This window comes from Enterobacter cloacae complex sp. HYC074_NIDB (genome assembly GCF_056673345.1).
Genome location: NZ_CP114214.1, coordinates 2,000,950 through 2,015,688, shown reverse-complemented (window position 1 = coordinate 2,015,688; position 14,739 = coordinate 2,000,950). Strand labels below are relative to the sequence as shown.

Below are 14,739 nucleotides of genomic sequence, written 5' to 3'. Positions count from 1 at the left end.
ATAAGCGTGACATCACACTTCTGATAACCTTGCGCCAACAGGTTCGGTAAAAACCGACCGTATAATAAATCAGGAGAACGGGGATGAATTTTCCACTCATCGCGAACATTGTTGTGTTCGTCGTATTGCTATTGCTTCTCGCCCAGGCTCGCCACAAACAGTGGAGCCTGGCGAAAAAGGTACTGGTCGGTCTGGTCATGGGCGTGGTGTTTGGCCTGGCCTTACACGCTATTTACGGCTCCGACAGCCCGGTACTGAAAGACTCCATTCAGTGGTTCAACATTGTCGGTAACGGCTATGTACAGCTGCTGCAAATGATCGTTATGCCGCTGGTATTCGCCTCTATTCTGAGCGCCGTAGCCCGCCTGCACAATGCCTCTCAACTGGGTAAAATTAGCTTCCTGACCATTGGTACCCTGCTCTTCACCACGCTGATTGCGGCGCTGGTGGGTGTGCTGGTAACCAATCTGTTTGGCCTGACTGCTGAAGGTCTGGTGCAGGGTAGCGCTGAAACCGCGCGTCTGACGGCGATTGAGACCAACTACGTGGGTAAAGTGGCCGATCTGACCGTTCCGCAGATGGTGCTCTCCTTCATTCCGAAGAACCCGTTTGCTGACCTGACCGGCGCAAGCCCAACCTCCATTATCAGCGTGGTGATCTTCGCGGCATTCCTGGGCGTGGCTGCGCTGAAGCTGCTGAAGGACGATGCGCCGAAAGGCGAGCGCGTTCTGACGGCCATCGATACCCTGCAAAGCTGGGTGATGAAGCTGGTGCGTCTGGTCATGCAACTGACGCCGTACGGTGTCCTGGCTCTGATGACCAAAGTCGTTGCAGGTTCTAACCTGCAAGACATCATTAAGCTTGGCAGCTTTGTGATTGCCTCGTACCTCGGTCTGGGCATCATGTTTGTTGTGCACGGCATTCTGCTGGCGGTGAACGGCGTTGGCCCGCTGAAATACTTCCGTAAAGTCTGGCCGGTGCTGACCTTCGCCTTTACCAGCCGTTCCAGCGCGGCATCTATCCCGCTGAACGTGGAAGCACAGACCCGTCGTCTGGGCGTACCGGAGTCTATCGCCAGCTTCTCGGCCTCCTTTGGCGCCACCATCGGGCAGAACGGCTGTGCGGGTCTCTACCCGGCGATGCTGGCTGTGATGGTTGCCCCAACCGTGGGGATTAATCCGCTGGATCCGGTCTGGATTGCGACGCTGGTCGGTATCGTGACCATTAGCTCCGCCGGTGTTGCGGGCGTGGGCGGCGGCGCGACCTTCGCTGCGCTGATCGTTCTGCCTGCGCTTGGACTGCCGGTGACGCTGGTTGCCCTGCTGATCTCTGTTGAACCGCTGATCGACATGGGTCGTACCGCCCTGAACGTGAGTGGCTCAATGACCGCCGGTACCCTGACCAGCCAGTGGCTGAAGCAGACCGACAAAACAATTCTCGACAGTGAAGATGATGCCGAACTGGCCCATCGTTAATCACTGCCGAAATAAAAAAACCGCCTGAGGGCGGTTTTTTTATGGCTGTTATTCTTCAACCTCTTCATCCTGGCGGGTCTGCATAGCCCATCGCTGCGCCGATTCTGGCACAGTAAACGCAGGGGAGCGACGGAAGTGCTCGCCAATCAGCACGAAGGCAACGTATTTACCCCGTAACATCCAGACATCGCGAAAACCATCCACTTTCAGGGCATGGTCAGGCGGCGCGGGTTCAACGCGGGGCACATAGCTAATAACCTGGCGGTTTTGTTGACGAAGAGGTTTCATAAGCGACGGGTTCACTAAAGCAAATTCTTAAAGCAGGAAATTTCTATCATAGCCGATTCTCCCCCCACCCGTCGCGCCTGACATGTGGCAGATGGCTCCTTTCGCTAATCACTTCCTCTGAAAACGCTTAGTTCGCCTGCTAATTCATCACATTGTTCTATCCTTAATAGGGTTTTCAGGAACGAACAAAGGAGAATCGTGCAATGTCGAACAATGATAAACCCCATCAATCCCCTATTCATGGCACCGAAGAATCTCAACCGGGAATGGACTCACTCGCCCCTGCGGATGGCTCTCATAAACCGTCGCCGGGCCTCTCCGCGCCGGGCGAGCAACCTACTGCACCGGGAAGCATGAAGTCACCCGATGCGGACAACGAAAAGTTAAAATCTCTCGACCCGCACCGCAAAGGGGGTGAAGGCTATGCGCTGACCACCAATCAGGGCGTGCGCATCGCCGATGATCAGAACTCCTTGCGCGCCGGAACGCGCGGCCCGACGCTGCTGGAAGATTTCATCCTGCGGGAAAAAATCACCCATTTCGACCATGAGCGTATTCCTGAACGTATCGTTCACGCTCGCGGCTCTGCGGCGCACGGCTATTTCCAGCCGTACAAGAGCCTGAAGGAGATCACGAAGGCGGATTTCCTTTCCGATCCGAACAAAATTACACCGGTATTTGTGCGCTTCTCTACCGTACAGGGCGGCGCGGGTTCGGCCGACACGGTGCGTGATATTCGCGGCTTCGCCACCAAATTCTATACCGAAGAGGGCATTTTCGACCTCGTCGGGAATAACACCCCGGTTTTCTTCATTCAGGATGCGCATAAATTCCCTGACTTTGTCCATGCGGTAAAACCAGAGCCACACTGGGCCATACCGCAGGGACAAAGTGCGCATGACACCTTCTGGGACTACGTCTCCCTGCAACCGGAAACCCTTCACAACGTGATGTGGGCGATGTCTGACCGGGGGATCCCACGCAGCTATCGCACCATGGAAGGCTTTGGTATTCATACCTTCCGTCTGATTAACGCTGAAGGTAAAGCGACGTTTGTGCGTTTCCACTGGAAACCGGTCGCGGGGAAAGCGTCCCTGGTGTGGGATGAAGCACAGAAGCTGACCGGGCGCGATCCGGACTTCCACCGTCGCGAACTGTGGGAATCCATTGAAGCCGGTGATTTCCCGGAATACGAGCTGGGGTTACAGCTGATCCCGGAAGAGGACGAATTCAAATTCGACTTCGACCTGCTCGACCCGACCAAGCTTATTCCCGAAGAGCTGGTGCCGGTTCAGCTGGTGGGCAAAATGGTGCTTAATCGCAACCCGGATAACTTCTTCGCGGAGAATGAGCAGGCTGCGTTCCACCCGGGCCATATTGTGCCGGGGCTGGATTTCACCAACGATCCGCTGCTCCAGGGCCGTCTGTTCTCTTATACCGATACGCAGATCAGCCGTCTCGGCGGACCGAACTTCCACGAAATTCCTATCAACCGTCCGACCTGCCCGTACCATAATTTCCAGCGTGACGGGATGCATCGCCAGGATATCGATACCAACCCGGCGAACTACGAGCCAAACTCCATTAACGATAACTGGCCGCGTGAAACCCCGCCGGGGCCAAAACGTGGCGGATTCGAGTCGTATCAGGAGCGCGTGGACGGAACAAAAATTCGCGAGCGCAGCCCGTCATTCGGCGAATATTACGCTCAGCCTCGCCTGTTCTGGAACAGCCAGACCCCGATTGAACAGCAGCACATTATCGGCGGTTTCAGCTTTGAGCTGAGCAAAGTGGTGCGTACCTACATTCGCGAGCGCGTGGTCGACCATCTGGCGCATATTGATATCCAGCTTGCTCAGGGCGTGGCGAATAATCTCGGCATCACGCTCACCGATGAGCAATGCCATGCCGCACCGCCAAAAGACGTGAACGGGCTGAAGAAGGATCCGTCCCTGAGCCTTTACGCGGTACCTGGCGGGTCAATTAAAGGCCGCGTAGTGGCTATTCTGCTGAACGATAAACCGCGCGCCAGCGACGTACTGGGGATCATGCGGGCGCTCAAAACCCAGGGCGTACATGCCAAACTGCTCTACTCTCGCATGGGTGAAGTGACGGCCGATGATGGCTCCGTCCTGCCGATTGCCGCGACCTTCGCCGGAGCACCGTCGCTGACGGTTGATGCGGTGATTATGCCGTGCGGCGACGTTGAGAGCCTGCTCGGTAACGGTGATGCCGCCTATTATCTGCTGGAAGCCTATAAGCACCTGAAGCCAATCGCTCTGGCAGGCGATGCGCGGAAGTTTAAAACTCTGCTGAAGGTACCGGATCAAGGGGAAGAAGGCATTGTCGAAGGTGATAACGTCGATGATGCGTTTATGACCCGGTTGTTTGACCTGCTCGCCGCGCACCGCGTGTGGTCGCGCAGCAGTAAGATTGACCAGATACCGGCGTAAAAAACCTGAAGCCCTCACCCCGGCCCTCTCCCCTGGGAGAGGGAGAAAACAATAAAAACGGTAACCAAAAGGTTACCGTTTTGCTTTTACCTCGCCACCGGGCTTTGCCTCAAAGATCCCTGAACGTCCCCAGACGATACCCACGCTCGGCAATCGCATACTTTAACGACGCCGATGTCAGCACATCCAGTTCTGCCAGACGCGGCCAGCAGTAGGCGCTCTTACGTACTATCTCATCGACAAACGCCGGGTGCGCCATTACCTCAAGCGAGCGCTCCCCTTTTGCGGCGGAGTCATCCAGCACCTTCAGGAACAGCGCTTCATCGATCTCGTCACCATAAAATGCGCTGCTGAACCCCTCCGTTGACGTCACCGCGACGTCCGGCAACCCGCGCACCTCACGATCCACGCGCATCGCCACGCCTTTACGTTGCGCAAACTCTGCCACAAGCGGGAAAATCGCCGGGATCATATGCACATGATGATGGCTGTCAATATGGGTAGGTTCGCGGCCAAACACATCCACAAAGCGGTTAAACTGGCACTCCAGCTCGCGGGCAATCTCATCGAGCGGCAGAGCGTCCTGCTCCGCCATTTCCCAAATCCATTTCCCCAGTTTTCCCTCGCGCGTCAGACCCGGCATCGGTGAAAGGGGCAACCCAAGCGTCAGCACAAAATGCATGCCCACGCCCAGCTCGGGCAGCTCACGGCTTAACTGCGCCGCATGTTCCACCGCCTCACCGTTGATGAGCGCTGTTGTAGAGGTCACGACGCCCCGGCGACAGGCTTCAATAATGCCGTAGTTCTGCCCTTTTGACAGGCCAAAATCATCGGCATTGACGATCAGCAGGTTTTCCATCGCGCCTCCTCTTAACGGTGTGTGAGTTTCAGTTTCTCAACCGTTGCAGCAAAGTTTGGCAGCCATTTTTCATGCGCCAGGATCATCTCACTCGCGAGTTTTTCAGCGTCACGGTCAGAATGCACCAGCGGGCTGAGATTCAGCGCCAGCAGCACGTCATTCAGTTCGCCGCTCAGGGCAGCATTGCTCGCCGCCACTTCAAAGCCTTTGATGGTGTGAATCAGCCCCATCACCTTATCGTCGAAGTGGGTAATGCGGGGATGCGGTTTTGCACCCTCGCGTCCAAGGATGCAGGTCATCTCAACGGCCCAGTCTGCCGGGATATTGTCGATGTGCCCGTGATGGGGAACGTTCACATAGTGCTCGGCCTGCTTGTCATTGTAAATGGCGTTAATCACTTCACACGCCGCATCCGAATAGTATGCCCCGCCGCGCTGCTCCAGCTCTTTCGGTTTGACGTTCAGGTTCGGATCTTTATACAAATCAAACAGCTGCTTCTCTACTTTCTGCACAACCTGAGCGCGTGCGCCACCTTTGTAGTATTCGCCCATTTCAATGGCCAGCATCTCTTTCTGCTTGAAGTAGTAAAGCAGATACGAGCACGGCAGCAGATTCAGGGAGCGGATCAGCCCTTCGCTGAACGACAGATCGAAGATGTTTTTCACCGAGGCCGCAGTCAGGCGACCAGAGGCGACGCCGTCGAGCAGTTCCGCAAAGCGCGATTGCCCGTTCACAATCACATCTTTGATAAAGACCATGTGATTCAGGCCGAACAGGTCAATGGACAGATCATCGTGCTCGGTCAGTTCCAGTACATCGCGGATGAACATCTTCATGCCAATCGGAATATTGCAGACGCCGATAAAGCGTTTGAAACCGGTATGGCGATAGACTGCCTCGGTGACCATCCCGGCCGGGTTGGTAAAGTTGATCACCCAGGCGTTCGGGCAGATCTCCTCCACGTCTTTAATGATGTCAAAAATGACCGGAATAGTACGCAGGCCTTTAAACAGGCCACCTGCCCCGTTGGTTTCCTGGCCCAGATAACCATGGCTCAGCGGAATGCGCTCGTCCAGCTCACGCGCCTTCAGCTGGCCGACGCGCAGCTGCGTGGTCACGAAGTCAGCATCTTTCAGTGCCAGGCGACGATCCAGCGTTTTATGCACGGTTAAGGGCACGCCCGCTTTTTCAACCATGCGTTTGCACAGTTCAAAAATAATATTCAGCTTCTCCTGACCTTCTTCAACATCCACCAGCCATAATTCGCTGACCGGTAATTCATGATACCGTTTCAGGAAACCTTCAAGTAATTCCGGAGTATAGCTGCTGCCGCCACCAATGGTTACGACTTTTAATTTCTGTTGCATAATATCTCCCTTAGCGTATCAGGTTAATCGCCTGCAAGGTATAGCGTGCTCTTCCCGCTATTTGGGCAAGCCATTACGTCACTATTCCTGGCGGATAAACCGCCGAAAGTTAATTAATTACCGTTAAATTTTTGCGGTAACTGTTCGGTGTGAATGAAGTCAATTTTTTAAAGGTTTTAATAAACAGACTGGGACTGCTGTAACCCGATTCGTAAGCGATATCGGTGACAGAGTAATTAGTAATTTCCAGCTGTTTTTTGGCAAAGTTAATGCGGATTTCATTAATAATTTGCACAGGCGTTTTACGGTAATAACGCTGCGTGGCGCGCGTCAAATATTCCTGCGATTTACCCGACAGCGCCACCATATTCTCCAGGGCGTTATCGCTGAACTGTCCTTTGTCGTGCATCAGCTCCACGGTACTACGCAGCCACTGAGGAATATCATCCACCACCTGCTGTTCTTCACGGTGATGGCGGAGGCGATTCATGACGTAGAACGTCACGGTTTCAATAAATTCATCAAATTCATTGTCGCGGAAATTCAGCGAGGCGATAACCGTTTCAATCCAGGTCATAAACTCATTTTTAACGCGATACACCTGTGACGCCACAAAGCAGAACGGCACCAGCGGCAGATAATGCTTCTCGAAGAAACGCCTGCTCACGCCTACGTTCAGAATGCGCGTCGCACCAAACTCATAAAAGCTCTGGTGATAAGATCCCATCGGCAGGAAGACGAAATCGCCACGCTCAAGCAGGACGCGCTTACCGTTGATCTCCTGATAGTAGCGGCCGGTCAGAACAATCGTGAACTCGTAGTAGTCATGCTGGTGCAGACCGCTGGCGCTCTCCGTTTTGTTGTAAATCACCACGTGAAAATTCTTGCCATTAAACAGCTGCTGCTCATGTGCGGTTTTGATTTCCATCGTGCTGACCTCCTGCTACTTCATCCTGACTTATTGCATCTTCTCGTGAAGCTCGATGAGCTCCGCTACCAGCTCGCGCGCCAGCATGGAGGTCATCAGATGATCCTGCGCATGTACCAGCACCAGACTCACTTTCATCTTCCCTTCGCCCTGGTCGCTTTCGATAAGCTTCGTCTGCACCAGATGCGCTTCGTTTAACGCCGTACGGGACTGCTCCATCATGGTTTTCGCGGCAACGAAGTCGCCCTGCTTAGCCTGCTTAAGCGCCGCATACGCCAGGCTGCGTGCCTGCCCGGAGTTGATGATGAGGCCCATCACCACCTCTTCCAGATCGTTCTCTGCGGTTTCTTCGGCAACGATACTCTCTAAATCTAACATTTTTTAAGCTCCTTTCCGCTGGCGCGGGTTGCCCCGCGCCGTGCAATTTTAGAATTTCAGTGCGAGGGCGATATCCTCTTCGCTCTCTTCTTCATCGATAACCGTTGCGGCCTTGTTCGCAATCGCCACGAACGGCATGTAGAGCAGGGTTGCAATCCCGAGGTTGAATATCGCCAGCAGGAAGGCCGCCACGCTACCGTTGGTGTTGAAGAACGCGCCCAGACCAGCCGGCATCGTCCACGGCGCAATGTTGGTCACCGGCGGGATAATGCCCAGGTAGTACGCCGTCAGCGTAATCGCGGCCAGCAGCGGCTGAACCAGGATGAAGGGAATGAACATCACCGGGTTCATGATAATTGGCAGACCAAACAGGATCGGCTCGTTAATCTGGAAGATGCCTGACGGCAGGGCCAGCTTCGCAACCTGACGATGGTCGGCGCGGCGAGAAACAATAAAGACCGCGATGATCAGACCCAACGTCGCCCCGGTACCGCCCAGGAAGATATAGGAGTCAAGCATCGGCTTCGCCCACACATGGAAGGTTTTACCGGCCGCCAGCGCCGCATCGACGGAGCCGTACTGCTGGTAAAGCGCGACGTTTTCCAGTGCCCATGGGGTCATAATACCGCTGTCCAGCGCCGCCAGTGCCAGTGAACCATGCACGCCGAAGAACCACAGCAGGGAGGTAAAGATGACATACGCCCAACCGACCACGCTACCCATCGACGCCAGCGGCGTTGAGATAGAGTCCATAATGATCTGGTGGAAGTTAGTTCCCCAGTGAGAGAGCGCCCAGGCAATAATCCCCATGATGGAGAGAATAATGAAGCCCGGAATCAACGCGGAAAATGAACGAGAAACAGAGGCCGGAACGCTATCCGGCAAGCGGATAACCCAGTTACGGCGAATAATGAAGGTGAACATTTCGGCCACCACCAGCCCGATAATAATACCGGAAATGATGTTTGCCCCACCCAGCCAGTTGGCGCCAACGGCGTAAGCGTCACCCACGCTGTACGGTGTGACGGTCATGAACGCGGCAATGGACAGTAAGCCTGCCGCCAGCGGATCCACTTTACGCTCTTCCGCCAGCGCCATTCCAATAAAGAAAGGCGCCATTAGCGACATAATACCCAACGTACCGTTGTATACGTTGCCGCCAATGGCTTTTAAACCATTAAGGGTTTCAATAGTTGAAGCATCTAACCTAATTCCTAATGAATAAAAAAAGGAACCTTCTCCAAAGCTCAGAAAAACGTTGTTAATTAAAACGAACATTGCCCCGGCTAATGTCAACGGCATTAATTTAATAAAGCCGTTCTTAATGGCATTAACGTGAGGCTGCTTTCCTATTTTAACAGCAAAAGGAAGGAGTACCTTTTCAAGTGAAGCGATGACTTTACTCATAGGAAAATACCCTTAAAGGCCGCAACGATCGTTACGGCGTATTGTGTGTGAAATAACTCTTTGACGGGAAAAATAAAAAATTAATTAGCAGCTTTTTTAATCGCCGCAACGGCAGCTTTTAATACACCTAAACCATCAATCTTGCCGTATAAAACGGAATCGATCACTTCGACCGGCTTATTGGGTAGCAGACGTTGAATTTCTGGCAGCATATAAGCGATTTGCGGCCCGAGTAAAATAACGTCTGCTGTCTGGCCCTTCTCGCCCGCCAGCGTTTCCGGAAACGCCTCAATCACCACAGGGACTTCATATTTTTCGGCCTGCGCGCGCATTTTGGAAACCAGCAGCGAAGTGGACATGCCCGCAGAGCAAAACAGATAGATATGTTTCTTTTCCATGATAACTTCCCTCTTGTTTGGCTACCCGCCGTCTCGCTATCACTCGACTCGCTATCCTGGCTGACGGGCAGTGTGCTGAACATTGTTTATCGTTGAAGTGAGTATACGCAATGGTACAGGGAGGGGATAATTCTGGATAGACTGAAATTGTCTCTCATTGACCTGGCTTGTTGACTACCTTCACATTTCAGGCAAATAATTCGCGCCAAGAAATAAGATTCACGTATGCATAAAAAAACCGGCCTTCCGGCCGGTTTGTTAACGCTCTCAGGCAAACAGGCTTACTGTGCCTTAGGTGCCTGTGGGTCGGTGTCGTATTCGGCACAGGTCTGGTAACCAGAATTGATCACGTGACCCGTATCATCCAGGGCGACAAAGTAGGTCTCTGCCTTACCATCACGTTGACCCAGAATATAGGTCTGGCAGGTACCACGCGCGTGGATCATAGTAACTTCTGAAGAAGGTTTACCGGCAATGGCTGCAACCTGGGAACGCGTCATGCCTTTTTTAACGTCTTTTACCACTGGCTGTGTGAACTGATCTTTGGTGCGATCGTAAGCTGTACACCCTGCCAGCATAGTCAGTACCGCCGCTGCGCTTAAAATTCCTGCTACGTTCTTGTTCATATTCCGTCCTCTTGTTTATCAGCGTGTTAACTAAGCATGGGATAAAAATTACTATTGTTCAACTTTGCGAGTTACGCCAGACGAATTTCGGAAAATTCTAATAAAACAACGGTAAGCTGCTAAATCGCTGTAAAACAGTACACTCAAAACTGTGATCCTTGTCGTTTCCCCGACAAAGGGTTAGTTTTAACAGATCACACTTTCTGTTTGGTTCTGCATAGGGAGGGCGTAATGGCTCTGCAACAAGAAATTATTCAGGCGCTGGGCGCGAAACCTGCGATTGATGCCAATGAAGAGATCCGTCGTAGCGTTGATTTTTTGAAAGCTTACCTGTCTGCACACCCTTTCCTGAAGACGCTGGTGCTGGGTATCAGCGGCGGTCAGGATTCCACTCTGGCCGGCAAGCTGAGCCAGATGGCCATCTCCGAGCTGCGTGACGAGACCGGTGACACCGCGCTGCAATTTATTGCCGTACGTCTGCCGTATGGCGTGCAGGCTGACGAGCAGGACTGTCAGGATGCGATCGCGTTTATTCAGCCGGACCGTGTTCTTACCGTAAACATCAAAGGTTCGGTACTGGCAAGCGAGCAGGCCTTGCGTGAAGCCGGTATTGAACTGAGCGATTTTGTTCGCGGCAACGAGAAAGCCCGTGAGCGCATGAAAGCGCAGTACAGTATCGCAGGGATGACCAAAGGGGTCGTCGTCGGCACCGACCACGCCGCGGAAGCCATCACCGGCTTCTTCACCAAATACGGCGATGGCGGCACGGATATCAACCCCCTCTTCCGCCTGAACAAGCGTCAGGGCAAGCAGCTGCTGGCGGCGCTGGGCTGCCCGGAGCACCTGTATAAGAAGGCGCCAACGGCGGACCTGGAGGACGATCGCCCTTCCCTGCCGGATGAAGCCGCGCTGGGCGTCACATATGACAACATTGATGATTATCTGGAAGGCAAAACGCTCGACGAAGGTACCGCCAAAATTATCGAAGGCTGGTATCTGAAAACCGAGCACAAGCGCCGTCCGCCGATTACGGTGTTTGATGATTTCTGGAAAAAGTAAAAGCAAAACGGTAACTCAGTTTTACAGGCCGGGTAAGGCGTAACCGCCACCCGGCTCTTTTTTAACCACCGAACACCTGCTACACTGTATGCCTGAACAGTATATGGAGCAGTATGTGAGCAGGCGTCAATCCGCCCCGCGTCTTGAGTTTGAAGCGGCGGCTATCTACGAATATCCCGAGCATCTTCGCCCCTGGCTTGAGGCTCTGCCTAAACAGCCTGGCGTCTATTTCTTCCACGGCGACAGCGATACCATGCCGCTCTATATCGGCAAAAGCGTGAATATCCGCAGCCGGGTGATGTCGCACCTGCGTACGCCGGATGAAGCATCGATGCTCAGGCAGTCCCGGCGGATCACCTGGATCGAGACGGCAGGCGAACTGGGCGCGCTTCTGCTCGAAGCCCGGCTCATCAAGGAACAGCAGCCGCTGTTTAACAAACGCCTGCGCCGCAACCGCCAGCTGTGTTCCTTGCAGATTAACGCAGGAAAACCGCAGGTTGTTTATGCCCGGGAAGTGGATTTTTCGCATGAACCCAATCTTTACGGTCTGTTTGCCAACAAACGTGCCGCACTGCAAACCCTGCAATCCCTGGCTGATGAATTACAGCTTTGTTACGGCCTGTTAGGACTGGAAGCCACCACCCGCGGTCGCGCCTGTTTCCGCTCCGCGTTGAAACGCTGCGCCGGGGCGTGTTGTGGAAAAGAGAGCGTTGAAGAACATCATGCCCGGTTTATGGCGGGCCTGGCCTCTATCAGCGTTAACTGCTGGCCGTGGGAAGGCGCGGTGGCGCTGAAAGAAACCCGCGATGCGATGACGCACTATCACATCATCCGCAACTGGCTCTGGCTTGGCGCCGTTGAAAGTCTGGATGACGCTACCGCCCTGCTGCGCACCCCTGCCGGGTTCGATCAGGATGGTTACAAAATTCTCTGTAAGCCACTATTAACCGGAAAACATGAGATCATCGTCCTCAGTGACCCGGCAGCCAGGTAATTTCACTGAACAGCAGCGACCCCTTCGTTTCCAGTAAACGTAGGGTATGACTGCCCGCTTCCCAGCTGGCACCCTGATCGGCGGTCAGTAATTTGTCGCCCAGTTGCCAGGCGCCACTTAAGACAAAGACCACCCCACCGCGTGACGCGAAGGTAGTGAACGTTCGGGTAGCAACGCGCACCTTTGCCTGGCAGCAATCCCGTCGGGTCATGATGTTGAAGTCCATCGACATCTGCCCCTCTGTGAGCACGGCTTTCACCGCCAGATCGCCCGCAAATCGGTAAGGCTGGTGATGCTTCAGAGTATGACAAAACGCCCTGCCTGCATCCAGGGTCACCTCGCCGCCTTCCAGCAGCGTAATCACCCGGTCAACGCCCGGGAACGCGGAGAATTCGCCGTTACTGGCGATGGAGGCAATACTGGCCCGCCAGAAAAAATCCCGCGTCGCGGGAGGAAAACAGCAAATCTCACGCGTCTCACCCGCACCATTACGCCAGAGACTGACCGGCATTTTACGGATATCAAAGAATTCCATGACCACTCCTGAAGGACGCACCGTGCGCCAGGGCATTTTCACAGACGTATTATCGGCAGCAGTCAGGCCAGACCTTAGGCATGGGATAAAAGAAAAACCGCCGGTCCTGTCCACAGCGTTTTCGCTTTTGTAGACAGGAGCCCGGCGGTCTTAAGAGAGTGAACCGATTATTCGGTTGGTGCAGGCATTTTACCTTCCGGCGCTGCACGTTCTGTCAGACGCTTCTCAAAATTGGCATTAAATTGCTTTTTCTGTTCCGGCGTCAGAATGTTGTAAATCTTGTTCTGGGTTTCCATGTGGGCCAGCATGCGTGCTTTATGCTGCTCGGCCATTTTGTCGATCTGCGCTTCCGCTTTTGCTTTATCGAAGCTGTCGCTGGCAATGATGTCATGCATTGCGCGGCGCTCTTCCAGCGGAGGACGTTTCATCTGGTCACGCTGGCTTTTCATGATGTCGCGGATCTGCTGCTTCTGCGCATCGGTGAGGTTCAGATCTTTAAACATCATCATCTCATGGTGCATACCCGGCTTGCCTTTATGATGCATCATCATTTTGCCTTCCGTCGGCGCGGCGGTAGTGGTCGCGGTATCGGCGGCGAACGCCATGCTGGTAGCGCCCAGAGCCAGGGTAGAGGCAACAAACAGTGCAGTTAATTTACGCATAATGTCTTTCCTTACTTTCAGTTATTCTTCGGCGCTATGCCGTGTTGACGAGATTAACTTTACGGCGTTTATCGTCAATTAGTCAGAGCAACGGTAAAACAATGAAAGTGTAAAAAACAACTTTTCGCCAATTGTGGAGAAATTAAGGAAAAAGCGTGGAGAGATGAAACAAAAATATTCAACAGGATGATTTTAAAGAGATTATGGAGAAGTATAGCGAAGTGCCGTTTAATAATAAAGCAATTCTCCAGGAATATTCCGCAAACAATACCAGAGCGCTTTTAACGCTAAGAAATTTATTCTTCATTTCCCCTCCGGTCTGCGCGAGGGGAGACGTTCAGGGCATTTTTTCCAGCATCAGACCTGCTCGCAAACCAAACGCGACCGACGGATTAGGAAATAAAACATATTCCGTGGATTTCTGTACCGCATAGCGCGTCTCACCATCTTCCGCCAGCAGGACGCCCTGGCGAAACGGCGTAAAGTTCAGCGTATGGGGTGCCATATGAAGCTGGAAAGCCTCGCTTTGACGCGTGATCTGCTGCACGACCCGATAGCGCACGACGGGTTCCCGGGTGGGTTCCGGCGCAACCCCGGCTAGCAACGCCCGGAGCGCCTGATGCGTAGGGGTAAAACGCGTCAGGTCGTTTTGCCCGAACGGCAGCGCTTTTCCCAGCTCCAGGGTGCAGGATAACGCGCCAACATTCTCGCAGGTGAAGTGGGTAAACGTGCCGCCTGGCGTCTGGTGGAAGACCAGTGCCTCCAGCCCCGCATCGCCAAGCCAGGTCAGAAACGCCTCATCCCACGGCTGATGACGCTGCGGTAACACGCCAAAACGCACGTGGTACGAGGCGCGAATGGCCGTATGCAGATCAAGGTGCCAGCGCGTTTCCCCCGCCCCGGCAAAAAACGCCGTGACCACCTTCTCCAGCCATTGCGCGCGAGTCGTCTCATCACTCTGTGGAAACTGCGCCCAGCGACCACCAAACATGCGGTTGATGTCGCTCACGAGATACCGTTTATTTTGCGCCAGCGCAGGCGGATTTCCCAGCACCACCAGCAGACGGCAGTGCAGCGTGATCTCTGCGCGATACAGCGCGCGCAGCAATAGTTCGACAATCTCCACGGGCGCGGTTTCGTTTCCGTGAATGCCGGTAGAAAGCAGCAGCGACAGGTTATATTTCCCCGTCGGCGTGAGTTCAAGCACGCCCGGCCCCAGCCATCGCCAGTGGAACGAAGGGCCTGCCCCCTCTTGCCGCTCCGGTGTCTCTTCGGCCAGCGTCAGCGCCAGTAAGTTTTCCATATCGTCT

At 54.0% G+C, this 14,739-nt stretch carries 15 protein-coding genes; 4 read left to right on the top strand and 11 right to left on the bottom strand.

Translation table 11 applies throughout. The features are described 5' to 3' along the window. Positions 1-83: 83 nt before the first annotated feature. Positions 84-1,475, top strand: coding sequence for a cystine/sulfocysteine:cation symporter (tcyP, locus tag O1724_RS09955; RefSeq protein ID WP_022647826.1), 1,392 nt, complete (start codon positions 84-86; stop codon positions 1,473-1,475). 48 nt (positions 1,476-1,523) lie between these two features. Here the strand turns inward: tcyP and cedA are convergent, their stop codons facing one another. Continuing rightward, the gene (gene cedA, locus O1724_RS09950) at positions 1,524-1,778 is read right to left on the bottom strand and encodes a cell division activator CedA (protein ID WP_071785203.1); all 255 of its coding nucleotides are present in this window, start codon (positions 1,776-1,778) and stop codon (positions 1,524-1,526) included. A 188-nt stretch (positions 1,779-1,966) separates the two neighbouring features. On the opposite strand from cedA, the gene katE reads away from it, so the two are divergent. After that, complete coding sequence (gene katE, locus O1724_RS09945; RefSeq protein ID WP_022650896.1) at positions 1,967-4,216, top strand: catalase HPII; 2,250 nt, start codon at positions 1,967-1,969, stop codon at positions 4,214-4,216. Positions 4,217-4,325: 109 nt separating this feature from the next. Here katE and chbG read toward each other — a convergent pair whose 3' ends face one another. From chbG to osmE, 7 genes are all read right to left on the bottom strand, one after another. Further along, entirely contained in the window at positions 4,326-5,075 is a 750-nt protein-coding gene (gene chbG, locus O1724_RS09940; RefSeq protein WP_022650895.1) for a chitin disaccharide deacetylase, read from the bottom strand. Between the two features lie 11 nt (positions 5,076-5,086). Beyond that, complete coding sequence (locus O1724_RS09935) at positions 5,087-6,442, bottom strand: 6-phospho-beta-glucosidase (protein ID WP_126296635.1); 1,356 nt, start codon at positions 6,440-6,442, stop codon at positions 5,087-5,089. A gap of 109 nt (positions 6,443-6,551) precedes the next feature. Continuing rightward, entirely contained in the window at positions 6,552-7,370 is an 819-nt protein-coding gene (gene chbR, locus O1724_RS09930) for a transcriptional regulator ChbR (RefSeq protein WP_017384663.1), read from the bottom strand. 30 nt (positions 7,371-7,400) lie between these two features. After that, complete coding sequence (gene chbA, locus O1724_RS09925; protein WP_003857835.1) at positions 7,401-7,748, bottom strand: PTS N,N'-diacetylchitobiose transporter subunit IIA; 348 nt, start codon at positions 7,746-7,748, stop codon at positions 7,401-7,403. Between the two features lie 48 nt (positions 7,749-7,796). After that, positions 7,797-9,155, bottom strand: a complete 1,359-nt coding sequence (chbC, locus tag O1724_RS09920) for a PTS N,N'-diacetylchitobiose transporter subunit IIC (protein WP_017384664.1) — start codon at positions 9,153-9,155, stop codon at positions 7,797-7,799. A gap of 80 nt (positions 9,156-9,235) precedes the next feature. After that, positions 9,236-9,553, bottom strand: coding sequence for a PTS N,N'-diacetylchitobiose transporter subunit IIB (chbB, locus tag O1724_RS09915; protein ID WP_015570750.1), 318 nt, complete (start codon positions 9,551-9,553; stop codon positions 9,236-9,238). A gap of 281 nt (positions 9,554-9,834) precedes the next feature. After that, a complete protein-coding gene (osmE, locus tag O1724_RS09910; protein WP_003857836.1) occupies positions 9,835-10,179 on the bottom strand; it encodes an osmotically-inducible lipoprotein OsmE in 345 nt (114 codons plus the stop codon). Between the two features lie 231 nt (positions 10,180-10,410). Between osmE and nadE the strand changes: the two genes are divergently transcribed. Together nadE and cho are read left to right on the top strand one after the other, a co-directional pair. Further along, positions 10,411-11,238, top strand: coding sequence for an ammonia-dependent NAD(+) synthetase (gene nadE / locus O1724_RS09905; protein ID WP_003857837.1), 828 nt, complete (start codon positions 10,411-10,413; stop codon positions 11,236-11,238). A 115-nt stretch (positions 11,239-11,353) separates the two neighbouring features. Further along, entirely contained in the window at positions 11,354-12,232 is an 879-nt protein-coding gene (gene cho / locus O1724_RS09900; protein WP_197620701.1) for an excinuclease Cho, read from the top strand. Here the strand turns inward: cho and ves are convergent. From ves to astE, 3 genes are all read right to left on the bottom strand, one after another. Beyond that, positions 12,210-12,767, bottom strand: a complete 558-nt coding sequence (gene ves / locus O1724_RS09895) for an environmental stress-induced protein Ves (protein ID WP_022650891.1) — start codon at positions 12,765-12,767, stop codon at positions 12,210-12,212. The genes cho and ves overlap by 23 nt on opposite strands. 167 nt (positions 12,768-12,934) lie before the next feature. After that, the gene (gene spy, locus O1724_RS09890) at positions 12,935-13,429 is read right to left on the bottom strand and encodes an ATP-independent periplasmic protein-refolding chaperone Spy (RefSeq protein ID WP_015570753.1); all 495 of its coding nucleotides are present in this window, start codon (positions 13,427-13,429) and stop codon (positions 12,935-12,937) included. Between the two features lie 337 nt (positions 13,430-13,766). Next, positions 13,767-14,732, bottom strand: coding sequence for a succinylglutamate desuccinylase (astE, locus tag O1724_RS09885; protein ID WP_022650890.1), 966 nt, complete (start codon positions 14,730-14,732; stop codon positions 13,767-13,769). Between the last annotated feature and the right edge of the window lie 7 nt (positions 14,733-14,739).

Bases quoted from the DNA above. Each gene is read 5' to 3' on its own strand.
- tcyP (WP_022647826.1), top strand. From the start codon at position 84: ATGAATTTTCCACTCATCGCGAACATTGTTGTGTTCGTCGTATTGCTA.
- katE (WP_022650896.1), top strand. From the start codon at position 1,967: ATGTCGAACAATGATAAACCCCATCAATCCCCTATTCATGGCACCGAA.
- chbG (WP_022650895.1), bottom strand. From the start codon at position 5,075: ATGGAAAACCTGCTGATCGTCAATGCCGATGATTTTGGCCTGTCAAAA.
- O1724_RS09935 (WP_126296635.1), bottom strand. From the start codon at position 6,442: ATGCAACAGAAATTAAAAGTCGTAACCATTGGTGGCGGCAGCAGCTAT.
- chbR (WP_017384663.1), bottom strand. From the start codon at position 7,370: ATGGAAATCAAAACCGCACATGAGCAGCAGCTGTTTAATGGCAAGAAT.
- chbA (WP_003857835.1), bottom strand. From the start codon at position 7,748: ATGTTAGATTTAGAGAGTATCGTTGCCGAAGAAACCGCAGAGAACGAT.
- chbC (WP_017384664.1), bottom strand. From the start codon at position 9,155: ATGAGTAAAGTCATCGCTTCACTTGAAAAGGTACTCCTTCCTTTTGCT.
- chbB (WP_015570750.1), bottom strand. From the start codon at position 9,553: ATGGAAAAGAAACATATCTATCTGTTTTGCTCTGCGGGCATGTCCACT.
- osmE (WP_003857836.1), bottom strand. From the start codon at position 10,179: ATGAACAAGAACGTAGCAGGAATTTTAAGCGCAGCGGCGGTACTGACT.
- nadE (WP_003857837.1), top strand. From the start codon at position 10,411: ATGGCTCTGCAACAAGAAATTATTCAGGCGCTGGGCGCGAAACCTGCG.
- ves (WP_022650891.1), bottom strand. From the start codon at position 12,767: ATGGAATTCTTTGATATCCGTAAAATGCCGGTCAGTCTCTGGCGTAAT.
- spy (WP_015570753.1), bottom strand. From the start codon at position 13,429: ATGCGTAAATTAACTGCACTGTTTGTTGCCTCTACCCTGGCTCTGGGC.
- astE (WP_022650890.1), bottom strand. From the start codon at position 14,732: ATGGAAAACTTACTGGCGCTGACGCTGGCCGAAGAGACACCGGAGCGG.